Annotated in this window: 18 protein-coding genes; 7 read left to right on the top strand and 11 right to left on the bottom strand. The window is 39.6% G+C overall.

Annotated features, from left to right (window positions below; genetic code table 11):
• The first annotated feature begins 60 nt into the window (after positions 1-60).
• Positions 61-5,517: a hypothetical protein gene (locus ACVWYN_RS09265; protein WP_457288568.1), complete on the top strand. Its 5,457-nt coding sequence runs from the start codon at positions 61-63 to the stop codon at positions 5,515-5,517.
• Positions 5,518-5,540: 23 nt separating this feature from the next.
• On the opposite strand, the gene fmt is transcribed toward ACVWYN_RS09265, so the two are convergent.
• Entirely contained in the window at positions 5,541-6,449 is a 909-nt protein-coding gene (gene fmt / locus ACVWYN_RS09260) for a methionyl-tRNA formyltransferase (RefSeq protein ID WP_457288639.1), read from the bottom strand.
• Positions 6,450-6,504: 55 nt separating this feature from the next.
• Between fmt and ACVWYN_RS09255 the strand changes: the two genes are divergently transcribed.
• Positions 6,505-7,584, top strand: coding sequence for a DNA topoisomerase IB (locus tag ACVWYN_RS09255; protein ID WP_457288567.1), 1,080 nt, complete (start codon positions 6,505-6,507; stop codon positions 7,582-7,584).
• Here the strand turns inward: ACVWYN_RS09255 and ACVWYN_RS09250 are convergent.
• A complete protein-coding gene (locus tag ACVWYN_RS09250) occupies positions 7,581-8,855 on the bottom strand; it encodes an exo-beta-N-acetylmuramidase NamZ family protein (protein WP_457288566.1) in 1,275 nt (424 codons plus the stop codon). The genes ACVWYN_RS09255 and ACVWYN_RS09250 overlap by 4 nt on opposite strands.
• Positions 8,856-8,921: 66 nt before the next feature.
• Here ACVWYN_RS09250 and ACVWYN_RS09245 point away from each other — a divergent pair, with 66 nt between their 5' ends.
• Genes ACVWYN_RS09245 through ACVWYN_RS09235 form a run of 3 tightly spaced genes read left to right on the top strand, consistent with a single transcriptional unit; the run spans position 8,922 to position 14,839 of the window.
• Positions 8,922-11,807, top strand: coding sequence for a PVC-type heme-binding CxxCH protein (locus ACVWYN_RS09245; protein ID WP_457288565.1), 2,886 nt, complete (start codon positions 8,922-8,924; stop codon positions 11,805-11,807).
• A gap of 47 nt (positions 11,808-11,854) precedes the next feature.
• Complete coding sequence (locus ACVWYN_RS09240) at positions 11,855-13,075, top strand: ABC transporter permease (protein WP_457288564.1); 1,221 nt, start codon at positions 11,855-11,857, stop codon at positions 13,073-13,075.
• Positions 13,076-13,084: 9 nt separating this feature from the next.
• Entirely contained in the window at positions 13,085-14,839 is a 1,755-nt protein-coding gene (locus ACVWYN_RS09235) for a hypothetical protein (protein ID WP_457288563.1), read from the top strand.
• Here ACVWYN_RS09235 and ACVWYN_RS09230 read toward each other — a convergent pair.
• Both ACVWYN_RS09230 and ACVWYN_RS09225 read right to left on the bottom strand, forming a co-directional pair.
• A complete protein-coding gene (locus tag ACVWYN_RS09230; protein ID WP_457288562.1) occupies positions 14,808-15,347 on the bottom strand; it encodes a YfiT family bacillithiol transferase in 540 nt (179 codons plus the stop codon). The two genes, ACVWYN_RS09235 and ACVWYN_RS09230, sit on opposite strands and share 32 nt — an antisense overlap.
• A gap of 32 nt (positions 15,348-15,379) precedes the next feature.
• Positions 15,380-15,643, bottom strand: coding sequence for a 4a-hydroxytetrahydrobiopterin dehydratase (locus ACVWYN_RS09225; protein ID WP_457288561.1), 264 nt, complete (start codon positions 15,641-15,643; stop codon positions 15,380-15,382).
• 69 nt (positions 15,644-15,712) lie between these two features.
• On the opposite strand from ACVWYN_RS09225, the gene ACVWYN_RS09220 reads away from it, so the two are divergent.
• Positions 15,713-17,623 (top strand): ATP-dependent DNA helicase, encoded by a 1,911-nt coding sequence (locus ACVWYN_RS09220; protein ID WP_457288560.1) that lies wholly within the window; start codon positions 15,713-15,715, stop codon positions 17,621-17,623.
• Here ACVWYN_RS09220 and ACVWYN_RS09215 read toward each other — a convergent pair whose 3' ends face one another.
• The 4 genes from ACVWYN_RS09215 to ACVWYN_RS09200 all read right to left on the bottom strand — a co-directional run bounded on the left by ACVWYN_RS09215 (position 17,624) and on the right by ACVWYN_RS09200 (position 22,205).
• The gene (locus tag ACVWYN_RS09215) at positions 17,624-18,823 is read right to left on the bottom strand and encodes an FG-GAP repeat domain-containing protein (protein ID WP_457288559.1); all 1,200 of its coding nucleotides are present in this window, start codon (positions 18,821-18,823) and stop codon (positions 17,624-17,626) included.
• 33 nt (positions 18,824-18,856) lie between these two features.
• The gene (locus tag ACVWYN_RS09210) at positions 18,857-19,723 is read right to left on the bottom strand and encodes an alpha/beta hydrolase (protein ID WP_457288558.1); all 867 of its coding nucleotides are present in this window, start codon (positions 19,721-19,723) and stop codon (positions 18,857-18,859) included.
• 182 nt (positions 19,724-19,905) lie between these two features.
• Positions 19,906-21,066: an aldose epimerase family protein gene (locus ACVWYN_RS09205; RefSeq protein WP_457288557.1), complete on the bottom strand. Its 1,161-nt coding sequence runs from the start codon at positions 21,064-21,066 to the stop codon at positions 19,906-19,908.
• A 2-nt stretch (positions 21,067-21,068) separates the two neighbouring features.
• Positions 21,069-22,205 (bottom strand): glycoside hydrolase family 76 protein, encoded by a 1,137-nt coding sequence (locus tag ACVWYN_RS09200; protein ID WP_457288556.1) that lies wholly within the window; start codon positions 22,203-22,205, stop codon positions 21,069-21,071.
• Between the two features lie 107 nt (positions 22,206-22,312).
• On the opposite strand from ACVWYN_RS09200, the gene ACVWYN_RS09195 reads away from it, so the two are divergent.
• Complete coding sequence (locus tag ACVWYN_RS09195; protein ID WP_457288555.1) at positions 22,313-23,818, top strand: glycoside hydrolase family 76 protein; 1,506 nt, start codon at positions 22,313-22,315, stop codon at positions 23,816-23,818.
• Positions 23,819-23,944: 126 nt separating this feature from the next.
• On the opposite strand, the gene ACVWYN_RS09190 is transcribed toward ACVWYN_RS09195, so the two are convergent.
• From ACVWYN_RS09190 to ACVWYN_RS09180, 3 genes are all read right to left on the bottom strand, one after another.
• Positions 23,945-24,724 (bottom strand): hypothetical protein, encoded by a 780-nt coding sequence (locus ACVWYN_RS09190; protein WP_457288554.1) that lies wholly within the window; start codon positions 24,722-24,724, stop codon positions 23,945-23,947.
• Positions 24,725-24,736: 12 nt separating this feature from the next.
• Positions 24,737-24,940 carry a hypothetical protein gene (locus ACVWYN_RS09185; RefSeq protein ID WP_457288553.1) on the bottom strand — a complete coding sequence of 68 codons (204 nt, stop codon included), beginning with the start codon at positions 24,938-24,940 and terminating at the stop codon, positions 24,737-24,739.
• Between the two features lie 437 nt (positions 24,941-25,377).
• Entirely contained in the window at positions 25,378-26,556 is a 1,179-nt protein-coding gene (locus tag ACVWYN_RS09180) for a TlpA family protein disulfide reductase (RefSeq protein WP_457288552.1), read from the bottom strand.
• Positions 26,557-26,896 lie beyond the last annotated feature (340 nt).

Here is a 26,896-nt window from a genome sequence, read left to right as displayed (position 1 = left end):
CAGATCATTAGCAGTTTCTGCTCTCCATAAAATGAAATTATTAACCAAATATAAATACTGATGAAATTCAATCGTTCTCTCCTCACCCTTCTGTTTATTTCAGTTTTGGGGTTTCTGGCTTTTGTACCAAAGGATAATGATCCTTTGGACAAGCTGGTTACTTCCCTACAGGAATGGACAGAAACCAATCCACAGGAAAAAGTTTACCTCCACATGGACAAGCCTTATTATGCATTAGGCGATACCATTTGGTTTAAAGCTTATGTAACTACAGGGAGCAGGCATCAGCTCTCAGCAATGAGTGGTGCGCTATATGTAAACCTGATCGATGAAAAAGACTCCGTTGTAAGGTCGCTCAAGCTTCCGCTTACAGCGGGAATGACCATGGGTGATTTTACCCTTGAAGATAAATTACTGGAAGGGAGCTACCAGATAAGGGCTTACACACAATGGATGAGAAATGCAGGTGAGGATTATTTCTTCGACCGTACATTTACGGTTGGATCTCCCATCAACAGTGTGCTAACGGCTTCATCTTATCAATATCAGACTGTTAATAATAAGCCTGTACTTACTGCTACGTTAAATTATACGGATGAAGATGGAAATCCCTTGGCTGGCAGAGGTGTGGAGTATGATATTATGCTGGGTAAAGAAAGGCTGTACAGTAAATCAGTTAAGACAGATGATAAAGGGAATATTTCTGTTGGGATTGCAAACAACAAACAGCTTGACCTAAGGGGGGCTTACATCAGGACTGTTATTGAAACGCCCGATAATCAAAAGGTAACAAAGAATTTCGCTGTAAAGGCGGGTTTAAGTCAGACAGATGTTCAGTTTTTTCCTGAAAGTGGAAACCTGATTAACGGTGTTGTTTCCAGAATAGCTTTTAAGGCCACTGGGATAGATGGTACCGGGATGGTGGTAAAGGGAACAATTGTAGACAATGAAAATAAGAAGATTGTAGATATAGAAACGCTGCACGCTGGAATGGGGAGCTTTACCATGATCCCCGAAGCTGGTAAAAGCTATTCGGCACAAATCACTTTTTCGGATAGTACGAAAAAGGTTGTTGTGCTGCCAAAAGCTGCAGATGATGGTTATTCATTGAGTGTTTTTCAGCCGAATAAGGATAGCATTCTGGTCAGGATAAATACATCTGCCAAAGTAGTTGAATCAACAAAGCAATCGCCGGTTAACTTAAATTTTATCGCCCAAATAGGTGGGGAAACTATTGCTGCTTCGCCGGTTAGCATAACCAGGGCAACTACCTCATTTTGGTTGGAAAAAAGTGCGTTTCCTTCTGGTATTGTGCAGTTTACTATTTTTTCTGCTGCTGGAGAACCTTTAAATGAACGACTGGCATTTGTAAAAAGCAAAGATCAGATGCAGTTAAAGTTGGCTACTAAAAAGAAAAGCTACAAAAGTAAGGAGCGCGTTGAGCTGGAATTGGAATCCAGAGACAGGAACGATAAGTTGACTGCCGGAAATTTCTCTGTTACCGTGATTGATGAAGATAAGGTGCCTTTTAGTGAAGAGGGGGAAAGTACGATCTTTTCTAATCTATTACTGACTTCAGATTTAAAGGGGTATATAGAAAAGCCCAACTATTACTTTACAAAAGATAATATTCAGGTAAACAAAGCTTTAGATAACCTGATGCTAACGCAGGGTTACAGAAGGTTTGCCTGGAAGGGAATTGCGGGAACTGTTCCTAAGTTTAAAGTAGAGGGCCTTGGTATAGACATTTCTGGAGTGGTAAAAAACCTGGGGAGCAAGGTTGTCCCAAATGCAAAAGTGACACTTATGTCTACCAAGGCAGGTATCATTCAAAATACAACTACTGATGCCAATGGTAGGTTTAAGTTTGAAGGATTTGTACTTACCGATAGTCTAAAATTTGTTGTTCAGGCCAGAACAGAAAAGAACGGAAGTAAAGTGGAGATTGTGCTCGATACGGTACCTAAAGTCCTGATGACAAAGAACAGGAACATTGGTGATTTGAATACCAATATTTCTGGTACAATAAAGGCTTATATCGATAACGGAAAGAAACAAGATTCACTTTATACCAGGCTGGGCATGCTGAATAGGGTCCAACGGTTAAAGGAAGTTAATATTTCTGCTAAAAAAGCGGCGCTAGCGTTGGAAGCCCCACAAGGAATGTTTAAAATTCCGGCAGTTTCTGCCGATCAAACTTTGGTTCTTGATAATGCTGAAAAATGTGCTACGCTACTTACCTGCATACAAGGCAGGTTGCAAGGCGTCAGGTTCGAAAACGTAATGGGTAATACGGTGATTAAGGACACTAGGGGTAGCACTCTGAGTTTTATTGTGAATGGAAGTAGAATAACTGATCCAGTTGATATTTCCATGATGCTGGATGGGACACTTCTTCCTGAAGATATTATAAGAATTGAAGTAGTACGTACCAATCTGGCCATGATCAGTTTTCTAGGAGGGCCGGCAATTTTAATCATTACCAAGAATGGCGCCCTGTTAAGAAGACCTTACAATCCAAATGTAGCGAATATACAACCCAAAGGTTTTAACAAAGCCAGAGAATTTTACTCCCCAAGGTACGATCGTCCGGGCAGCAACATTGAGCTGCCCGACTTTCGCTCTACCATTTACTGGAACCCAAGCGTAAAGACATACAGTACTGGTAAGACCACGCTTAATTTCTTTAACGGAGACGGGCCGGGTAACTATAAGGTTATTGTAGAAGGTATCAACGCTGAAGGGGAACTTGGCCGACAAGTTTATCATTATGCCGTTGAAGGGGATCTTTTTAATGGTAAAGGGTTAAATGCAATGGCAAAGTTGAGTCCGCCGCAAGGGATTGCCAAATTAATCTCTACAGGACTGGACAGCATAAGGAAAAGATTGCCGATGGAAAAGGTGTATGTACACAGCGACAAACCCTACTATAATATTGGTGATACGCTTTGGTTTAAAAGTTATGTAATGGATGGCGCAAACTTATCCGCATCTAAACAAAGCAAACTCCTTTATCTGGAACTGGATGATGACAGTTCTGAGGTGGTTAGAAGAATAAGTATACCGATAACAAATGGCTTGGGATGGGGTCAAATTCCGCTGCCTGCTAAAATATTTCATGAAGGTGGTTACACCTTAAGGGCTTATACCAATTGGATGCAGAACTTTGGCGATGATTATGTCTTTAGTAAGAGATTTTACTTGGGAATTCCTAAAGTGAATACATGGCTTGTTAATTCAAAAGCAGAGATTAACCGGGTTGAGGAAAGAGATCAACTCGATGTAAATATTAAACTGCAGCGCACGGATAAATCACCAGTAGGATTAAAGCAGGTGGAAGTTAAGGTTTATGAAGGTGATCATTGGATTTTTAACGAGAAGATGCAGACCAGTCAGGATGGGAGCCTGCAGTTTAGCAAGCTTTTAAGGGATAGAACTGATGGAACAATTCTTAGGGTAGAAATCAGGAATGTAAATAAAGAAGAGGGATTACAAATATTACAGGTACCACTTACCATTAGCAGGAAAGGGAAAATTGATCTTCAGTTTTTGCCAGAAGGTGGGTATTTGGTAGCAGGACTAAGATCTGTGATTGGCTTTAAGGCCATTGGTGAAGATGGTAAAGGAGCTGCTGTATCAGGTACGCTATTTAATAGTAAAGGAGCCGAAATGCTTAAATTTGAAGCGTTACACAATGGTATGGGTTCATTTGAATTCACGCCAGAAGCCAATGAAATATATACCGCAAAATTGAATATGTCTGATGATGAGCGTAAGACTTATGCCTTCCCTAAAGCAAAAGCCTCGGGTACAGTTTTGCATGCAGATAACACAGCAGATAATTCTGCCATTAAGGTTACTATAAATGCAACAGCAGATGCACTAAAAGCAGATAGTTCCTATTACCTCATTAGTACTTCTAAAGGTGTAATGAATTTTTGGCAAAAGGTAGATTTCAATAATCAGGAAATCAATATCGCTAAAAATAAACTTCCTACAGGTGTTTCTAAGTTTACCCTGTTTCAGGGCAAAAGGCCAATAAATGAGCGTGCCGTATTTGTTGATCATCAGGATCAATTGCTTGTTCAGGTTGATCAAAGTAAGCCTTCCTATTTAAAACGAGATAGTGTTGAGCTGGTGATCCAGGTTAAAGATAAAAGCGGAATCCCTGTTAAAGGTAATTTCTCGCTTTCCGTAACCGATGATAGTCAAGTTAAATCTGATAGTACCGGAAATGGAGGCATAGTTACAAGTTTGCTCTTGTCTGCAGATTTAAAAGGAATAGTTGAATCTCCAGGGTATTACCTGAGTAGAAAAGATAAGAATGCCTGGCTTGCATTAGACAATTTGATGCTAACGCAAGGATGGACAGGTTATAGCTGGGATGATATTTTTAGTGAGGCCATGCCAAAATACCAGGCAGAAAAAGAGTTTAAGGTAAGTGGCGTTGTTACCAACATCTTCAAAAAGCCGGTGGCTAATGTTCCGGTATTGATTTCTTCCAAAAAGCCTTCTTTTATAACGACTACCGTTACAGATTTACAAGGTCGCTATACGTTTAAGAGCCTGCCTGCTATTGATAGTGGATCTTTCTTTATTCAGGCAAGAACCCTTAAAGGAAAGGAGATGACCTTTGGCGGAATTACTGTAGACCGCTTTAATGCACCAGAAATACCTTCTATGATTAAGAGTGCAGCCCTGCCATGGTATGTAAATACAGATACTTCACAAGTCAATTATGTAAAAAGAATTGCAGCAAAAGCTGAAGAATATGGTGTAAAAGGTACGGGAATACGTTTAAATGAAGTGACTATTGCAAAGCAAAAAAATATAAAGGGTTCAAGAAGACCTTTTACCAGTAAGGGTGAGGCTGACCTTGCATTTGACCAACAAGATATTAGAGAATCAGGGGTGATGAATTTATACCAATTGCTTAAGCAGAAGATCCCGGGATTCAAAATCTTTAGAAATTGGGAAATTCCTGGTGGCCCGGTGATGTTTGGTTTTGGAAAGTACAGGGGTATTTTATGGAAAGATCTCGATATCGATGGTAGGAGTTTAGATTTCAGCTCTTTAATTGAAGATACTTCTTCTGTGGCACAAAATACAGATGTTTTCAGTTCTTATCAAATTGAGACCTTCAAAGGTTTGGAGGTAACATATACTGGTTTGGCTCAAATACGGCCTTACTACTTTGCTGTTATAACAATTACAACACTTAATGGTGCTGGTTACCATCTTAATAACAAGCCAGGCGTTGTAACCTACAGGCCGCTCCCAATTCTTTATCCGCAGCAGTTTTACAGTCCGATGTATACTGCAAAGGCAGCAGATGCCTCAGAACCAGATTTCCGTTCTACTTTATTCTGGGAACCTAATGTAGTTACGGATGCAAATGGAAGAGCCAAGGTCTCATTCTACACTTCTGATATTATTGGTAACTATACCATAAGTGTTGAAGGGGCAGACATGAGCGGCAGCGTTGGAAGTGGTATGAAGAAGATAAAGGTGAAGTAATGCTACAAAACTGTGTTTTTATCCTAGAACCTAACACCTCTAAGGAACTCTTCAATGGTCATTCTTTTTTTGCCTTCGTACTGAATATCAAGTAATTTAATAAAACCATCTTTAGCTGCAAACTTTAAAAATGTTTTTCCATCACTTAGGAATTCTCCAGGAGTAATGGAATGTTCTTTATTTTCCAATTCTGCTTTGAAAACCTTAAGTGTTTTGTCATTCAGTTTAGTAAAAGCAGTAGGATAAGGACTCAATCCCCTAATCATATTATAAACAGTTTGAGCGGGCTGGTCCCAGTTAATTAAGCAGTGTTCTTTAAATATTTTAGGTGCGTGTTTTAGATCTTCGCTTTGCGGCTGCGGTTGCTCCTGGTAATTGCCACCTTGTATGGCCTTCACTGTTTTCACAATTAGAACAGCGCCAATTTCCATTAAACTGTCGTGTAATTGCCCTGCATTATCGTCATCTGCTATGGTTATTTTCTCAGAGAAAATAATGTCTCCCGTATCAATCTCCTGTTTTAAAAAGAAGGTAGTTACCCCGCTTTCTTTTTCTCCGTTTATGATGGCATGGTTAATTGGTGCCGCACCGCGGTATTGAGGCAATAGGCTGCCATGTAAGTTTATAGTGCCTTTGGCAGGCATGTTCCATACGATTTCAGGTAACATCCGGAAAGCGACCACTACCTGCAGATCGGCGCCAATAGATTGAAGTTCTGCAATAAATTCAGGGTCTTTCAACTTTATTGGTTGTAATACCTTTATTCCGTTTTGTACGGCATATTGCTTTACGGCACTTTCCTGTAATTTTTGTCCGCGCCCTGCAGGTTTATCAGCAGCGGTAACAACTGCGGCTACCTCAAATCCGGCTTTTACAAGCGCATTTAAAGAAGCAACTGCAAAATCGGGGGTACCCATAAAAACTATTTTCATCATCTTATGTTTATGTGTAACAGCAATCAAATTTAACGGATATTTCTGCATTTTTATGGTACAAACTCTGGAAGAAATTAAATCAAGCGGACTGACTTACGCAACGGATAGTCAGCCAGGCATATACCGTAAAGGTAAACCTGGTAAGTTTCATTATGAGGATAAAGATGGTAACCGCGTTGCAGATGATGATCAGCTCGGTAGGATAAAGGCGCTGGTTATACCGCCGGCGTGGACTAATGTATGGGTTGCAAACAGGAAAAGTGCTTATCTGCAGGTAACTGGTTTGGATGCAGCAGGAAGGAAACAATATAAGTATCATGCCGATTGGACCTCCCGCCGTTCAGACAGCAAGTATTTTAGGTTATTGGAATTCGGTAAATCATTGCCTAATGCTCGTAAAAGGATTGCTAAGGATTTACGCAGAAAGGCGTTTGATGAGCAAAAGGTGTTGGCAATATGTATGCAAGTGATGTTAAAAACGCTGATTCGCGTAGGTAACGAATCCTACAAACAGCTTTATGGTAGCTACGGTTTAACAACACTGAGAAACAAGCATGTTAAAATACAAGGCAATCATTTAAAATTGAACTTCATTGGTAAAAAAGGAGTAAAGCAGAATTTAGACCTGAATGATAAGTCGCTGGCTAAACTGGTTAAGAAGTGTATGGAGATACCCGGACAGGATTTATTCCAATACTACACGGAGGGTAATGAGCATAGGCCGATAGATTCTGGTAAGATTAACAATTACATAAGGGAAATTACGGGTTGCGATTTCACAGCTAAAGATTTTAGGACTTGGGGTGGAACGCTGGAGGCCTTAAGGCAACTGGCTAAGTGTTACAGCACAGATATAGACAAGCCTAAGAAAAAGGCTATTGTTGACGTTTTAGATTGTGTAGCCCACAAATTGGGCAATACAAGGGCAGTTTGCAAAACCTCTTATGTGTATCCTATCCTGTTGGAAGCCTTTGAAAACGACGAACTGGCTAAGTATTTAAAGAAGGTAAATACAAAACCCGCAGTAAGTGCCACTGCTATGGAAAACGACGAAAAAGTATTGATGGCCTTTTTAAAAGCAGCACAAAAGAAACCTGTTAAAGCTAAAGTAAAAAGCAAGAAAGCTGCTTAGTTGTACAACAGATATTTCTTGCGCATTGTTTTATATTGGCTTAATCCAGGCTCCCAGCTGGCCCTGATCTCTTTTTCTGTTTTACCGGCAATTACCTGTTTCCTGAAATCTGCCACACCAATTAGACGTTCTATTGTGCCCATTTGGTTACTCAATTTTGTATTAAAGAAATCAGCTTTATTGGGTGATGCGTTGTATAATGCTATCAGCCAGCTTAGGTTTAACTTTTTGTCTTTTCTAATTTTAGCCGTGTCGTAGTTTCTTAAATCAAGGCCAAAGCATTCCTGATTCATGAATAAGGGAGTCTCCGCCATCCCTTTGATGCTTTTGGGGGTGAAGGAGAAGCTGTATTTTCCTTTCAGGAAAGGAGAACCAATCACAGTAAATGGAAATTGTGTGCCTCTTCCGTGGTTTAAATAGGTTCCTTCAAATAAGCAGGTAGATGGATATAGTAAGATAGATTGTGCCGTGTTTAGGTTTGGTGATGGCTTAACCGGGAGCTCGTAAGGGGTATCGTGCGTATAATTGGCTACTTTAATAATTTTGAGCTTGCACTTCAGCTTATTGTCCAGCCAGCCTTCGCCATTTAACATCAGGGCATACTCTGCCACAGTTAAACCATGTACAATTGGAATTGGCTTTAAACCAATGCCCGACTTAAACTGAGGGTCTAATATTGGTCCGTCAATATAAAAGCCATTTGGGTTGGGTCTATCCAGGATCATCACTTCTTTATTATTTGCCGCGCAGGCTTCCATTACATGTTGCAGAGTGTTGATATAGGTATAAAACCGAACTCCAACATCCTGTATATCAAATATCATAATATCAATATCTGCCAAATCTTCTTTAGTAGGAATGGAGTGTTTTCCGTATAAAGAGATTGCCTTGATGCCCGTTTTCGCATCTATATCGTCATCTACATTAACACCTGCACTGGCGTTTCCCCTAAAGCCATGCTCCGGACCAAAAATTTTCACAACCTGTACACCCAGTTTCAGAAGGCTGTCTACCGATGTTTGTCTACCGATAATAGAAGTGGGATTAACGACCATACCTACCCTTTTGCCTTTTAAATAGGGAACATACAATTCGGTTTGCTCAGCCCCTGTAATTAGCTTATTGACTTTTGGCGGATCTATTTTTGCAAGATCTATTTTATAGGGGTTAGGTACGTTGCTGTTTATAATAATTTTAGGGGTTGATCCGCAGGCCTGGAAAGAAATGACCAGGAATGTTGAAAGCACAAAATGTACAAAGTATAATTTCATAGTTAGCAAAGTTAAAGTTTTCCAAAGAAGTTTATTATATTGTTGGCTCGTAACCAAATGATAACCATGAAGATCAAAATTATTGCCTTTGCAGCGGTGCTAACGGTAGCGTCAGGATATACCCTGATCAAAAAAGATTCACTTAAACTTGAAGAAAAATACAAATCGGATCAGACAAAACTGTTTTTGCCGGATGATCTGGAAGCTACATTATGGGCAGAATCGCCCAAATTTTATAATCCAACAAATATTGATGTGGATATTAAAGGGCGTATTTGGGTTACGGAAGCTGTAAATTATCGCAAGTACAACAATAAAGCTCCCCAATTTAAGGATAGGGTAGAAGGAGATCGGGTAGTTATATTGGAGGACAAGGATGGAGATGGAATAGCAGAAACTTCAAAAGTATTTGTACAGGATAAAGACCTGATTGCGCCACTGGGAATTGCGGTAATTGGAAATAAAACCATTGTATCCTGTGCGCCCTCTATCATCGTTTATACCGATGAGGATGGCGATGATAAGCCAGATAAAAAAGAAGTGTTTTTAACTGGTTTTGGTGGTAAGGACCATGATCACAGTTTACATGCCATGATTGCTGGACCTGATGGTAAATATTATTTCAATGCCGGTAATGCTGGTCCGCATATGGTTACTGACAAAGCAGGATGGAATTTAAGAGCAGGAAGTAATTACAATGGTGGCTCGCCGTATAATAACAGCAATAAAGGTGGCTTGGTGAGTGATGATGGTAAGATTTGGGTTGGTGGTATCGCCATGCGTGTTAATCCTGATGGTACAGGTTTAAAGGTAGTTGGTCATAATTTCCGTAACTCTTACGAGTTTACTGTAGATTCTTACGGAAACATGTGGCAAAATGACAATGACGATGATGGTAATCGTGGCGTAAGGGTTTCCTGGTTAATGGAAGGTGCCAATATGGGCTATGCAAGTATAGATGGAACACGCCGTTGGGAAGCCGACCGCAGACCAGGCCAATCGACCCCTGCTGCACACTGGCATCAGGACGATCCAGGCGTGCTTCCTTATGGAGACAATACTGGAGCAGGCTCTCCTACTGGAGTGGCATTCAATGAAAGTGATGCCCTTGGAGAAAAATACAGGGGTATGCTACTTACTTGTGATGCAGGTCGTAATGTAGTTTTTGCTTATAAACCTGCGGTAAACGGTGCGGGTTTTGATTTAAAGCGGCAGAACTTAATCACTTCTTTATCTGATGAAGAAGTAGCAGTAGCTCAGAGTTCAGTAAGGGAGGATGAGAAAACAAAATGGTTTAGACCAAGTGATGTGGCGATTGGTACCGATGGGGCAATTTATGTGGCAGATTGGTATGACAGCATGGTAGGTGGACATAGAATGACAGATACTACCGGAGCTGGTCGTATTTACCGGATTGCGCCAAAAGGTAGAAAGCTAGTTAACCCTAAAATCAGTCTTAAAACTACTAAAGGTCAGATAGATGCTTTACTTAGTCCGGCTGTAAATGTGCGCAATGCAGGTTTCGTATTGCTTGCCGCTCAAGGAAACAAAGCGGTAAAAGATGTTAAGAAATTATTGGACTCTACAAATCCTTACTATAGAGCCAGGGCAATCTGGTTGCTTTCTAATATGGGTGCCAGTGGAATTACAGAAGTGGAAGCGGCATTAAAAGACAATGATCCTAATTTGAGAATTGCGGCTTTCCGCGCTTTGCGCGAAGTTAAACCCGGTATAAGTGCTTATGCCATGCAGTTGAGCAAAGATCCATCAGCTGCGGTACGCAGGGAAGTGGCAGTCGCTATGCGTGACCTTCCTTTTAATGCGATGAGTGAATTGTTTATGCCTCTTGCTGTTGCCTACCAAGGTAACGACCGCTATTACCTGGAAGCACTGGGGCTGGCTGCAGAAGGCAAAGAAGAAGAATTATATCCTTTACTAAATGCAAAACTTGGTGGAGAGCCATTAAAATGGAGTCAGGCTTTTGCTGACCTGGTTTGGTGTTTACATCCTAAGGCCGCTGTTGCTGCGTTAAAGCAAAGAGCTGGGTCTGATCAGCTATCAGCAGATCAGCAAAAGCAAGCTATAGTTACTTTAGGTTTTATTAAAGACCAGAAAGCAGTTGATGCCATGCAAGGACTGATGAGTAACAAGGATGCCAAGATCAAAGAGCAGGCTTTGTGGTGGTTGCGCTATCGCCAAGGTAATGATTGGAGTAATTTTAAGATGGAGTTGCCATCAACCGGACCTGATAAAGATGCGGATGCCCAGAAAAAGATGCTTGTTCAAAAGCTGAAAATAGAAAACGGAACTACTTCTGCCGCAGATAAAGTAGAAGCCATCAAAATAATGGCCAAAGAAAAGGTGGGTGGAGAAATGCTGATCGGTTTAGCAGTTGATAAAAAGCTTTCTAAGCTGCTTATTGATGAAGTAAGTAAGGTGATATTTAGCAATCCGGATCAAACAGTACGTGTTTTGGCAAGTGATTATTTTAAAAAGCCAGGTGTAACTACTGCGCTATCCATCCCTAAGATTGCAAAATTACAGGGAGATGCCAAACTTGGCCGACTGCTCTTTAAAGAGAAATGCATGACTTGTCATAAAGTTGGAAATGAAGGTGCCAGCATTGGTCCGGAACTGAGTTTGATCAACAAGAAGTTTGAAAAGAACGGCTTACTTGATGCTATTGTTAATCCAAGTGCGGGTATGGCCTTTGGTTACGAGTCTTGGTTAATCACCAAAAAGGATGGTACAACGGTATCCGGATTTTTACAAGGTGACGGAGAAATGGTAGTTTTAAAGGATATGGCAGGTGGTAAACACAACATTAAAGCAGCAGATATTGCGAGCAGAAAGCAGTTTTCGACTTCCGTAATGCCAGAGCCTTCAGCGCTTCAGCTAAGTGAAAAGGACCTTGCTAATATTGCAGAATATCTGCTTACCCTTAAACAATAGTTATTAATTATTTGCATTTTTGCCGGGTAACCTAGAGATCGCAAATATTGAATACAGAATACTTTATTGCAGGGCGCATAGCCATCAAGTCTGAACGAACATTTTCTAAACTCATTGTTCGGATTGCGATTGCCGGTGTTATGCTTAGTCTTGCCGTAATGATGCTGTCTATTGCGATCATTAAGGGTTTTAAAACAGAGATTCAGGATAAGGTTAGGGGTTACATTGGCGATGTCAGGATTTTTAAGTATGACTTAAACAACTCCTTTGAGTTATCGCCTTTTATTCCGGCCGCAGAAACGATAAATAATCTTCGGAAGAATCCACAAGTCGTGTATTTTCAACCGTATGCCACTAAACCGGCTATTATTTCTGCAAATGATGAGGTAGAAGGGGTCAACTTTAAAGGAGTAGACCATACCTTTCATTGGGATTACATCCGTAAACATTTGGTTAGCGGATCTGTGCTGGATTTTACGGATAGTGTAAAGGCAATGAAGCAAATCATGATCTCTCAGTTTACTGCCAACAGGCTGAAATTGAAGGTTGGGGATGATTTTATCATGCACTTTGTGCAAAACCCTCCGCGCAGGAGGCCATTTAAGATTGTAGGTATTTATAGTATAGGTGTTGAAGAAATAGATAAGGGTTTTGTAATAGGAGATCTTAACCTGATTAGGCGATTGAACAATTGGAAGCCTAACGAAATTGGGGGTATAGAGGTTAGGATCAAGGACTTTGATAGGCTTAGACAAACATCAACGGCTATTTACGAAGGATTGGAGATTAAACTTAAATCTGAATCTGTTCAGGAATACTTTCCGGCCATTTTTACCTGGTTGTCTCTTTTAGATGTAAATACTAGGGTGTTGTTGGTGTTAATGATGGTTGTGGGGGTTATTAATATGATTACCGCATTGCTGATCATGATATTGGAGCGCACCAACATGATTGGTATGCTGAAAGCTTTTGGCATGACGGATTTTAGCGTGATGAAGATATTCCTTTATAACGCGCTATACCTGGTTGGGCTTGGATTGTTGCTCGGTAATATTTTAGGTTTGGGACTTGGGTTTTTACAAACGTACACCCACATTTTTAAACTGGATCAAACTTCTTATTACTTATCTTACGTCCCTATTGAAATCCATTTTATTGACGTATTGGTATTGAATGTTTGTATTGCCTTTGTCTGTTTAATTGTGCTTATTTTACCTTCATTGTTGGTTAGCAAAATAAGCCCATTAAAAGCAATTAGGTTTAAATAAAATATTTCGATGCATAAAATCCTGTTAAGCTTTCTCATTAGTACGGCTTCTTTAACCGCCAACTCGCAGGAAAAGTTATATAACTATTCTGTCACATTACCAGCTACAGATGCTTTAGGGAGAAAGCTTCCTACTTATAAAGAAGTTGGAGAGGTTAAGAAAGACCGTTTTGTAGGCATCTTTTACTGGACCTGGCACTATGCCCAGGCTGCAAACAAACCAAACAATACTACTACTTTCCTGCAAAAATACCCTGATGCGCTGTACGATTATAAGCATCCGGCATGGCCTCAAAATATTATGAATTTCTGGGGAGAGCCCTTGTTTGGTTTTTACACCAATATGGACAAATGGGTTTTGTATAGGCATGCAGAAATGCTGGCTGATGCAGGTGTAGACATGATCATGTTTGATTGTACCAATGGGGATTTTGTTTGGAAGCCTGCTTACATGGCCTTATGCGAAGTATTTATAGAAGCACGAAAGAATGGCATCAAAACGCCGCAGATTGCATTCATGATGGGCTTCGGAGCTTCAGAAGCGACAAAGAGTGCTATAAACCAAGTGTATAAAGATCTGTATAAACCTGGTTTGTACAAAGACCTATGGTTTCAGTGGAAAGGTAAACCTTTAATTATGGCTTACCCGGATAATATTGATCCCGAGATCAGGGAGTTCTTCACCTTTAGGCCGGGTCAGCCAGTTTATGATAAGGGCCCTAAAAGGGAAGACCACTGGGGTTGGTTGGAAATTTATCCACAGCATGGCTTTGGGAAAAATACTGATGGAAGCTTTGAACAAATGACAGTAGGTACTTCGCAAAACTGGACAAAGGCAAACGGTTTAAGTGCAATGAATTCAAAAGGTGCATTTGGCAGGAGCTATACGTACAAAAATGGTCAGGACCCGAGGCCAGATGCGCATCAATACGGACTCAATTTCCAGGAGCAGTGGGATTATGCCATAAAGCAAGATGTAGAATTTGTATTTGTTACCGGCTGGAATGAATGGATAGCCGGGCGTTATGAAACATGGCAAGGGCAGCAAAATGCTTTTCCGGATCAGTTCGATACAGAACATAGTCGGGATATTGAGCCGATGAAAGGTGGGCACAATGACAACTACTATTATCAACTGATTGCAAACATTAGAAAATTTAAAGGAATGCCGGCTCCTGAAAAGCCATCAGTACCTAAGACAATTGTTATTGATGGTAAATTCGAAGAGTGGACAAGTGTTTTGCCTGAATTCAAATCTCATAAAGGAAATACGCTACATAGGGATGCTAACGGTTTTGCTGGTACACATTATGTAAATACAACAGGTAGGAATGATATCATCAATGCCAAGGTTGCGCAAGACAAAAATAATTTCTATTTCTATGTAGAGACGGCAGAGAAGCTTACACCAACAACAGACACTGCATGGATGAGGCTTTTTATAGACATAGATAATAACAAACAAACCGGATGGGAGGGTTACGATTACGTAATCAACAGAAAGTCGCCAGCAGAGATGGCAGTGCTAGAAAAAGCTGATCAAGGTTGGAATTGGACAGCTTATGGAAGGGTTCAATACAGCTATGCTGATAACAAAATGGAAATCAAAATTCCGAAGTCGCTGTTGAAATTAAAAGGAAAGAGTTTCCAGTTTAAATGGTCTGATAATATGCAAAAAGAAGGTGACGTTATGGATTTCTTGGTCAATGGTGATGTGGCTCCCCTCGGGAGGTTTAACTTTGAATTCTCTTCTTCAACTCAGTAATGTGTGCCAGGTGATGTTCGCAGTGCCATGCATAAATTCCTACTGTCTCCTTCAATGAAAAATGCTTGCCATGCTCCGGATGTACGAACGTTCTCTCCAATTGTTCAGAGGGGAGCGATGTGAGTAAGGCTACCCAGCGTGTATGAAGACCGTCTAATAAACTTAGACTGGCGGCTACTGGTAATTTGCTGTCTGGTAATTCTGCCCAACGTTCCTCATAATATGGCTTAATTACAGGTTGGTCTTCTGTTAATGCCAGTTTGAACCGAACAAAGCTATTCATGTGACTGTCTGCACAATGATGAACAACTTGCCTTATTGTCCAGCCATCAGGACGGTACGGCGTATCTAATTCCTTGTCAGTTAGCAAACTTGTTTGCAAGTCAATTTTGGCTGGGAAAGCAGCGATTGTTCGCACATAGCTACTGATTATTTCGTCGGTAAAAAGATCCGGCTTAACGAATTTGCCTATCGGAAACTGTAGGATTTCAAGTTGCGCTGCTGTCATTTCTTTAAAGATATTTAAAGCTAACAAATGTTTTAGTAACAAGGTACTAGCAATTGATCTATTTGCTTGGCAAGGCTATGGTCTTTTTCGGTTACGATGTCGCCTGCATCATGTGTACTCAGCCATATTTCCAATTTATTATAGGTATTGGTCCATTTTGGATGGTGGTTGTTCTTTTCAGCAAGAAAAGCCACACGAACCATAAAGGCGAAGGTTTCCTGAAAATCTTTGAATAGCATTACCTTATATAACTTCCTGTCTATCTCTTCCCATTGTTTCTGAACAAAGCTTTCCATAGGTTCCTTTTTAGTAATCATATAAGTAACAACAATGGAGATTCAATTAGGTTTCCTTAAATTTGCAACATGAGTATTGAGGGTTCGGCTGATTCGATTTTTGATAAAATTCTTTCTTTCATTGAGTACACCAGTCAGAATATCTTTCTTACTGGTAAAGCCGGTACTGGGAAGACAACTTTGCTTAAAAAAATCAAAGAACAGACCACCAAAAGGCTGGCAATAGTAGCGCCAACTGGGGTGGCTGCCATGAATGCGAAAGGGACTACCATCAACTCTTTTTTCCAACTTCCGCAGGGATCCTTCTTTCCGGGCGACATCAGTTTGATCAATCTGCAAGCAGGGATACTATCTATTCAATCCATGGTAGCTGATCTTAGTTACAGTAGAGAAAAGACAGCACTTTTTAACGAATTGGAATTGCTGGTGATCGATGAGATCTCTATGGTACGTTCTGATCTTTTGGATGTAATCGATGCTATCCTTCGCACCGTAAGAAGAAATAATTTCCCTTTTGGGGGTGTACAACTTCTTTTAATTGGTGATCTTTTTCAATTGCCTCCCGTTACCAAGCGTGAAGAATGGGCTTTCATGAGGACGGCCTATTTATCGCCCTATTTTTTTGATGCGCATGTGATTCGTCGGAATCCACTGTTGCAAATTGAGCTGACTACCGTATTCAGGCAAACAGAGCCTGAATTTATTAATATTCTAAATGACATCCGTAATAATCAGATAGATCAGGCCGGACTTGCACTTTTAAACCAACGGTACGATCCATTGTTTAAATCATCAGAAACGCTCAATCCAATCATCATTACTTCACATAATGCAGAAGCAAATACCATTAATAAAGTCATGCTGGATGAGCTTGAAGGCGAAGAGCATACATTTGAAGCTGAGGTAAGCGGAGAATTTCGCGACCTGAACTTGCAGGCAGAACAAAGTCTGAAATTAAAGGAGGGTGCACAGGTTATGTTCATCAAGAACGATACTGGTGACGACCGTAAGTTTTATAATGGCAAAATAGGGACAGTTAGGTCTATAAAAAACGGGACTATTTATATTTCTTTTCCAAACGAAGAAGACCTTGCTCTTGAAAAATCATCGTGGCAATCTTTTGAATATAAAGCAGATGAGGAAGCCATTGTTCAGCAACAGGTAGGAGAGTTCTCCCAATATCCCATCAAATTAGCCTGGGCGGTTACTATTCATAAAAGTCAGGGATTAACGTTCGACAGCGCCATTATTGACGCCGGGAAATCATTTGTTGCCGGACAAGTTTATGTGGCTTTAAGTCGGGTTAGGACACTTCAGGGACTTATTCTAAAGTCCAAGATCAATACGGAAAGTCTGCGCGCTAACACAGAGGTAATCAATTACATGAAACCCGCTGCAGTGGAAACGCTTGATGATTTACTTTTACTCGGACAGGAAAGCTTTATTCTTAAGTTGATGCTTGATCATTTTTCTTTAAGTAGAATGGTTGACGGCATGAATGACATTCTCAACGATCCTGAAATCGTGAAAGCAAACCTGCCAGACTTAAAAATTACTTTAACTCAGTTAATGAGTGCTATTAAAGAATTAATTGCTGTTTCAGATCGCTTCCAGTCGCAGTTGCTACAACTCCATAAGCAACATGGGTTTAAGGATCAGCAAGTGTTGCAAAGCAGGATTGAATCAGCACAGCTGTATTTCACTAAAGAAATTACCACTCAACTTTTAAATCCGCTAAACAAAAACATCAGGATCAAGCCCAAGAACAAACTTCAGCAACAAGTGCAGCATTTGCTTTTGAAGTATCGGCAGGTCGTTGAGAATCGGGTACTTCTAATGCAGGTTGCTGCTGGAATGCTAAAAGAGCCGATTGATCAAAAAGAATATATAAACTGGATAACAAGCCATCGTGCTAAAAGTAAACTTAAGCCGGGCTCATCCTCAGGAAACCAGCCGGCCGTTAGTTTACAGTTATTCTAATTATTTGTTTTTTATTTGCTCAAACAAGAATATCCCTTTTTTATTGGCAACCACAATATCAATCAACTTATCCTTATTCATGTCAACCGCATTGGTTTGCAGTCCATTACCAGAATCACTATCTATCAGGTGAGGAGTCCATGAAGGAACTTTACCCGGTTTAAATTCAAACCAATACAATACGGCAGGTTCTCTCTCACCCGGGTCATGGCCCATATGCGCCCAGAATCTTTTGCCTGTTACCAAATCAGGGCTGCCGTCTTTGTTGATGTCTACCAGGCCCAACCCGTGGTTTTGAGAGAAGGTTTTGAATATATCGTGGTGCTTCCAGCTGATATTGCCCTGTGCGTCAACAACCTGCTCATGCCACCATAGTCCATATGCATGTGCGGAACTACTGATCACATCCATATCACCATCCTTATCCAAATCCATTACGTACATCTGCGAAGCATCTTCACCAAGATCTGCAGGATGCCAGGCCCAGTTATCTTGTTTAGGATCTTTTGGAGATTCCCACCAACCAGATTTAATCACCACATCTTTCTTACCATCTTTGTTCATGTCTCCAAAACCAAGGCCATGCGTAAACTGATGTGTACCACGATCTTTTACATCACTGATCATATGTGGGGTCCATTCAGTACGTCCTTTAATTTTAGGTGATTCCAGCCAGACCATTTTGCCTCCTTTAGAATCATTGCATAGTAAATCTATCCTTCCATCTCCGTCTACATCCACAAATAATGGCGATTCATTACCTACAGAAGGATATAAGGGATAGGCTTTCCAGTGCACCGCAGAATTCTTTGGATTTTGATACCATACTGCTGCATCTCCAGGAAAATCTACTCTAATGTAATCAAGCCAGCCATCCTGGTCAACATCCATTACATAGTTCAGGAAGGAGTCGCTATAGCCGGTATTGTAGTCAAATTTACCGGGGGTGTATACTTCATGTTTAGTCCAATTGGGTGCCTCATACCAAAATGCTCCGGCAACGATATCCATCTTGCCGTCTTTATTCAAATCGCCCACTCCGGCGCCTTCTGAAAAGAAATCAGTGCTGATCACAGTCTTTTTAAACTTGATTTCTTTAGACTGTTGTGCATTGGCCACACTCCAGAATAAACTGAAGCTTGCAATTAATGGCGTGAGGAGCAAGTTGAAATTTATTTTAATTGGGGTATGCTTATTCATGCATTTATAGGTTAAACTAATTTAATGACCTCGTTAATACTGGTGGAAAGTATCAGATACAAACTGCAAAACGTTTGGTAACGCTGCTCTCCAATAGGTCCAGGTATGGCCACCATCACGCACCCTGTATTCATGTAGAATCTCTTTTTTGCGCAAGGCGATGTGAACCAAACTATTCCCTTCATACAAAAAGTCGTCATCCCCACAATCAATATACCAGCGTACCGCTTTTTTCTGATCTTCGGGCATATTGTTAACCAAAGCAATGGCGCTGTGGCGGTTGTAGTAATTGGTGATTGTAGAATCTGCCAGGTTAGGATTGTTCTTTTTGATGGAACTTTTTGCTTCTTCTAAGTTAATTGGTCCAACTGATGCACTAAGCGGACAAGCGGAAGAGAACATTTCCGGATGGTGTAATGCGTACATAAATGTTCCGCCGCCACCCATGGAAAGACCAGAAATAGCGCGACCTCTTTTATCCGTTTTCGCATGGTATTTTTTCTCTATAAAAGGAATCAATTCAGTAAAAAAGAAATCCTCATAATTCCAGTCGCCTTTAATATCGTTAAAATAACCCCTGCGACCAGTATTTGCATCAGGCATCACAATAATCATTGGGGTAGCTGTACCTGCCGCAATTGCTTTATCAGTTATATTTAACACCTCACCAAACTGAACCCATCCTGTTTGGTCATCGCCAGAACCATGCAAGAGGTATAAAACAGGATAACTTCTGCCCGACGTTTCATAATCAGGCGGTAGGTATATTGCATACTTGCGTTCACTTTTTAGTATTTTGCTGGGTAAACTAAGGTTGTCGTATACTTTACCGCTTTGTGCAATTGAAACCAGCGGACTTACGAATAACAACAGTACTAATGTTGTAAATAATGTCTTCATTTTATATTTGGTTAGTTAATCCATAGATCTCAAGTCAAGGAATTTACCGTTAAAATAGTAATTTTCTTTGAAATAAGCTTCTTTAATAAAGCCATGTTTTAAAAGCAGTTGCCTTGATGGGGTGTTTTCGGGATTATTGCACCTTCAATTGTATCGTCATAATTTATTTAGAACCCAGTAACTTAAAGTGCTGTTGAAAATTTATATACCGTATGTGATTGATAAGTTGCGCCTGCTTTTAAAACAGTACTTGGAAACTTTGGCTGATTGGCAGCATCGGGATAATGCTGAGTTTCCAGGCAAAATGCCGCATTTTTAGTAGATGGTTTTTGTCCGCGACCAATTACACCTGGATTAAGATGGTTGCCAGTGTAAAAAACCAGTCCTGGTTCAGTAGTGTAGACAGTCATTACACGTCCGCTTAGCGGCTCATATGCTTTGGCTGCAACAGCCAATTTTCCAGATTGATTTCTAAGTACATAGGTAAGATCATAACCATTGCCAGATTTTAAAGACGGACTCCCCTCAATACAACTACCAATTGGATGGGCAGTCGTAAAGTCTAAAGGAGTGCCTTTCACCTTAATCAAGTTTCCTGTTGGAATATTTCCCTTATCGGCCTGCAGATACTCGTCAGATTGGATACTCAATTCGGTTTTTAGAATATTTTCCTCTTTTCCTCCAGAGAGGTTAAAATAGGTATGATTGGTAAAGTTTACATGTGTAGTCTTATCGGTTGTTGCCTTGTAATCTATTTTCAACTCATTGTTTTTAGTCAAGGTATATACGATGGTAACATTCAAGTTTCCGGGGAAACCTTCTTCTCCATCCTTACTAAAGTAGCTCATTTTCAAAGCAACATCACTACCGCTATTGATTTCGTTTGCATTCCAGATGCGCCTATCGAACCCTTTCTTCCCGCCATGTATATTGGCCGTAAGTACATATTCCTTTCCATCTAAAGTAAACTTGCCGTTTGCAATCCTGTTTGCTACACGTCCAACAGCCGCACCCATCAGGGCATTCTGACCGCCTGTATAAGATTTAAGAGAATCAAAACCGAAGGCTACACTACCCATGATTCCATTTTTGTCTGGCGTAACAATGTCTGAAATGCTTGCTCCGTAGTTGATTACCTTAACAAGCATCCCCTTGCTGTTTCTGAGCGTGTATTCATAAATACTAGTACCTTCAATTGTGCCAAAAAGTACTTTACTTATACCTGGCTTTTCTGCCTTAACAACTGGCTTTTCTTGCTGCGACAATGCAGGATAAATGCTAAAGAGGCACAAAATGGTTATTAAAAAAAGCGCTGGGAACTTGGATATATTTAACTTGTTCATGATTAATTTAAGACAGGGTAACGTGTTTCCAGCCAAGCATAACGCGCTAGTATTTCTAGCATGCCGCCGTGCTCCACCAAGTCTTGCGCTTTGTCTTTTTTAGTGAATATGCCTTTTTCATTCTTTTCTGTAGCTAATGCATTATCCAGACACTTTTTAAAGCCAACAATGTATTTAGTGTCTTTATTGAATTTTAGCAGATGTTGATATGCCCTTAACATTACGGCATTAAACCAATAGCCATCTCTAAACTTGCCATTGCCATAAAAGTACTCCAGTGAGCTGTCTGCCACTGCATTTGCTTCGGTGAGGTATTTTTTATCACCCGTGATTTCGTATAAATAGATGTAAGCCTCTAGCATGGTGCCGGTATTGTAAGAAAATGTAGCTTCACCTATACTGTTGTCCTTAGTGCGGATGTTGTCGTAATACAGTTTGGCAGGCGTACGCAACTTAGCGTTGGTCCAGTTAAATAGCTTAATAGCGGTGTCGAGATAGGCTTTATTTTTAGTAGCCTGATACATCTGTAGCGCAACCAATACACCTGGCCCATTTGAGCAAGTATTTTTAGTGCTTTTGTCGCCTTCCTTCCAGTAGAGGCCACCTCCTAAAACTTGGTCATGGCCCGTCATCATAAAATCGTACATCATCTTTCCCAATTGAAGATGTGATTTTTGTTTAGTACGTGCATAAGCATCAAGAGCGGTAATGCCGATCCATTCGTTGTCGTCAAAATAGCGTTCTCCGCGTTTTAAGTTCGTGATGTAATCAGAATATCCAGGTTTTGGTGGAGCAGGATCATAATAATCGTTAATATGCTTTAATAAAGGACCCATTAGGTTAGTCTTCGGATCAAGCTTTTCCATTTCATTTGCTGCTTGGTATAAGGAGCAAAGCGACCAGAAATAAGTGTATTCCCTTAGGTATCCATTTTTGGTTTCGCGCAGTGCGGGATCCAACACAATCAGGTAATGACCAGCTGCTTTATCATAAAAATTATTTTGGATAGCAGTCTGAAGCGATTTCAATTCCTTTTTATAATGACCTTTGTTCGCTGCCTTATTTTGTGCAGATAAACGATTAGAGAAACCAGAAATAAGTAGTGTTAATGCCAGGAATAAGAATTTTTTATTAATCATTTTTAAAGAATTTAGGTAAATCTACAAAATCGTTACCATAGTATTCAGTCAGTAATTAAGTAAAAGATTTTAATAAACTTATATTCGTGGGTCTTAACACACACAATATGAAACATTTTTATTTACGCAGTGCTATAATATTAGCAGTAAGCTTAACCTCTGGGTATGCATTTGCCCAAATGCCTGGCATCAAATCAGGAACAATTTACACCCTTCAGTCTAAGCTAAATGGGAAACTTCTGGATGTACACAATTCATCTGTAGATGATGGAGCCAGGGTAAACTGCTGGACCGATACCAAATCTGATGCGCAACGCTGGTTGGTTAAACTTGCAAGTAATGGCGTTTACACCTTAACTAATATAGGCAGTGGAAAGCTATTGCATCTAGCTTCCGGTGCAGCCGATTCTGTAAACGTAGATCAGCAGGATGCGAATAAGGGGAATGACACAAAATGGAAAATTGTTATTGATAAAGACGGTAGTTTCCAGTTACAACCTGTAGCTAAACCAGATCTGGCATTGGGTATTTATAACAATGTAATTACGGATGGTGCAAAAATAAACGTGGCAATATCGACTGCAAAACCTGCTCAAAGCTGGGTTTTTACTAAGGATGAGGCCCAGGATAAAGCCTTGACTTTAAAAACAGCGAACAAAGTATTTGAAGCTTGGTATACCCATTATAAAATAGAAACAGGAAGGGGTTTTTGGGATAAAGCAGAGATGATGGAGGTGGTACTCGATGCATATGATGTAACGAAGGATAAGAAATATTTGGATAAGTTTAATGCGATGTACACCAATTTTATTACCCGCAATAAGGCCGACTGGATGTATAATAATTTTAATGATGATATCGCTTGGGCGGTACTTTTTAGTGTAAGAGGTTATCTGTATACAGGTAATAAAGCTTACCTGGAAAACGGGAAGGACCAATACGATAAAATGTATGCCCGTGCGCATACTGATAAATATGGTGGTGGATTAAATTGGTTTGAAACCAGGACATCAAAAAATGCCTGTATACAAGGTCCGGCAATGGTTGCTGCTTGTTACCTTGCACAGGCTACAGGAGATAAAACCTATTACGATAAGGCAATTGATTTGTACAAATGGTCTAAGAAGTACCTCTTTAATTCGGCTACGGGAAAGGTTAATGATAATATTGATCTAGATAAAAAGACAGGAGAAATAAAGGTAGGTACCTGGAGTTCAACCTACAATCAGGGAACTTACCTTGGCGCTGCAGTAATGCTTTATAACTTTACAAAAGATCCAACCTACCTTGCAGATGCAGAAAAGATTGCTCATTATGCCAAAAATGAAATGTTTAGGGGTAAAACTATGGATAATGAAGATGGGGGTAATGACTTGCCTGGTTTCAAAGGGATATTTGTCCGTTATGCCCGCATGTATACTGTGGAGACTAAGAAAACAGACTTGGTAGGCTGGCTTCAGCTCAATGCTAAAGTGGCTTATAATAACAGGAATTCTCAGGATTTGATACAAACCAGATGGGCAACAAGAACAGCAGAGGGTAGTCCTAAATCGGCATTTGGATCATCTACGGCAGTATCATTGCTGATGAATACTTTGCCAATTAAGAAGTAAGGGCAACCTTATTTCTTAATCTGGGTGTAGTGGTTTGACTATTTATCACTATAATGAAACTAGTTTCGTTTCTTGGAAAATTAATTAAGGCATCAAAATGCAAATGGCTAAAATCAATTGCCTAATTTATGATATAGGGTAGTATTTTCTCAGCCATATGGATACCTGATCATCGGGAATTGTATCCCATTCTTTTTTGCCTGCGATCACTTTAAAGTGACCTACAAGTCGGTAAGGTTCATTATTGATGGAGTTATCAAAGAAATATCCTTGGTAAGCGATATCTGCCGCTTCTTTAAGCAGTTCCATAGAACGCACATATCTTTTTTCAATCCGGTCAGCAGGAACATTATGACCACCTTTTTTTACTCTTAGTGCTACGCGGAATTTATTAATTTCAGGAGATTCCGTTCCAACGAAATAAAGGTAAACCTTGTAACCTGCTTCAGTGGCTAAACGCATATCATCTAAGTTTGATTCGTGCGAAAACACAGTTTCAAACGAGAAACGCCGCTTAGCATCAATAAATGCATATCTAAGGAACCTTGCGATAATTTGTGCAACACGATCTAAACATTCTTCTACAGTCAAAGAAAGTTTTTGCCCAGAAATTGTGATAGATTTACTAAATTCTTCTACTGAAAAATCGTCGGACAATAGTCCGGAAGTTTCTCCAAATTTAACAAGATCCGTTAAAGTACAGTTTACCTCATATGGTTGAAAAGAGAATATATCAGCTTTTAAACTTTGTGCTATATCATCTGCATTAATGTAAACCCCCACGTCAAGTTTGACGCTCTCATTCACTTTAGTTTCACGAATTCTTTTGATAACGGTACTTTTACCTGAACCATTTGGACCGGCAAAAACCCTGAGACGAAGTTGTGGTGTGATTTGTTCCGACAATAGATGATAGACTTAAGCCTCTTGCAGCTTTTCGATTTGTTCGAACTTTCCGTCCTGATATTCCTTTACTACCCAACCAGCCCTAACAGTCACTACATAGCCCATTAGTTCCATCGCATTCTTAGCAGCAGCTTTACCAGCACTCTTTGCTTTACTTACAACAATTCGCTTAGTCAGATAAGCAAAACCATCGCTTGTTCTTGATTTATTTGCCATAATATCTAAAGATACAAAAATAACATCTTGTTTTAAAACTTCTATTTTAATTTTTGTATACAAGGTCTGGCGATGGTGGCTGCTTGTTACTTTGCACAGGCTACCGGAGTAAGACTTATTACGATATGGCAATTGATTTGTACGAATGGTCTAAGCAATAATGACCTGCCTGGTTACGGCAGTATCTTTGCTGATGAATACTTTGCCAATTAAGAAGTAGGGGCAACCTTATTTCTTAATCTGGGTGTAGTGGTCTTCAAGAACTTTAATCAACTCTTCACCTGTAAGGTTAGAGGCAATGACTTTACCTTGCTTATCCACAAGGTAATTTGCTGGTATAGTTGTTATATTTAATAACCAGATCCTGCATTTCTTCCACCTTTACTGCTGCTTTCCATTTTTCTATGTCTTGGGCTTTGTCTGTTCTAGACTTATACCTATTTGAAAAGCTTGTCAATAGTATCAGTTAGATCCTTCCCCCTAAGATTAATTCCAATTATTTTTCCATCCCTATCCACCAAATAATTCGTAGGTAACGCAGTTATTTTTAAATCAATCGCTATTCCACTCGTTCCACCAAATAAATTCACAAACTGCACCATCTTATCGTCTTTCAAAACTTTTATCCAATTCTCTTTATCTGTGATTTTGTCTGTAGAAACGGTGATTATTTTAAGCCCTTTTAAATTATACTTCATGTAGTTATGAATCATGTTTGGTGTTTCTTTCCGACATGGAATACACCAAGTAGCCCAAAAATCGATCAAAGTATAATTTCCTAAGTTGGAATGAATTGATATCTTTTTACCATTGTTGTCTGATAATTCGTAATCAGGAAACTTGTCACCTAATTTGAAGGCTGGATTTTTAGCAATCTCCTCTATTCTTGCCTTTTCTGCTACATCCTTAAATACATGCTTACCATATTCAGATTCCTGTATAGATTTACTTAAGGATTGAAATGTTTTGGTTGTTTCATTTGCAGAGATATTTGTTGCATAGACAACTGGATCAATATTAAACAATGAGACTTCGGAGTTCGGATTATTATGAATAAGATCAATGACTTGATGATAATAAACTAAACTTAATTTTCTAGCCTGTTGCATTTTCATGTCATCTAATTGACTAGAATCCAGCTGACTAGAATTTATTTCATGATATGAACTATCACGGGAAATCCGGAAGCGCGCTAAAATATCCAAAAATTGATTTTGAATTTCATTTTGCGATCCTCCAATGATTTTAAAGCTCTTTCCTTTTAGGTTATAAGTAACATCAATGGTATCGTTCGCTAAAACGGTACATACACCATATTTAGCTTTTGAAAGTAAGTTTTTGGATGATATTACCTCCTCACTTAAGTCTTCCTTACTAAAATAAATATTCAAGAAAGCAGGCTCACCAAAGCGGTGTATAGATTTGTAGTTTCCAGTCAAAACTGATGATGAATTTCTAACAGCCTCTTTAGATATCAATTTATAATTATTATCAAATGCGTAAACATATTTAATATCATCGGAGCCTACGACATTAATTTTTACATAAAAGGGCTTAACTTGAGCAGACGAAAGCAGGCTCAATGTTCCAAAGAGTAGCGTGAATATATATTTCATTTCAATTAATAATTAAGATTCAAATCAAAAATTATTGTTTTTCCTACAATTAGCAATGAGAGAGGACGATGTTGAAGAGGCTTTGAGATTGACAGCATGTAATATAGATTTGTAATACGAATGTAGAGGGTTGCCTAACAATAACCAACTAAAAATACAGTTTTCAGAGCGTGGTGTATATTTCACACTATCAAAAATGTCATTAAACAGGCTTTTTTAAACAATTAAATGATGTTTTTTTATCAAAATTATTATTGTTATAAAGAGTAACGATCGTGTTACATTTTAATTATAAAAAAGAACCAATTGGCATTAGTGCCAATTATTATGCATGGTAATT

The sequence above is a fragment of the Pedobacter sp. UYP24 genome, assembly GCF_054057295.1.
The sequence above is the reverse complement of the archived record's forward strand: the minus strand, read 5'-3'. Positions and strand labels throughout refer to the sequence as shown.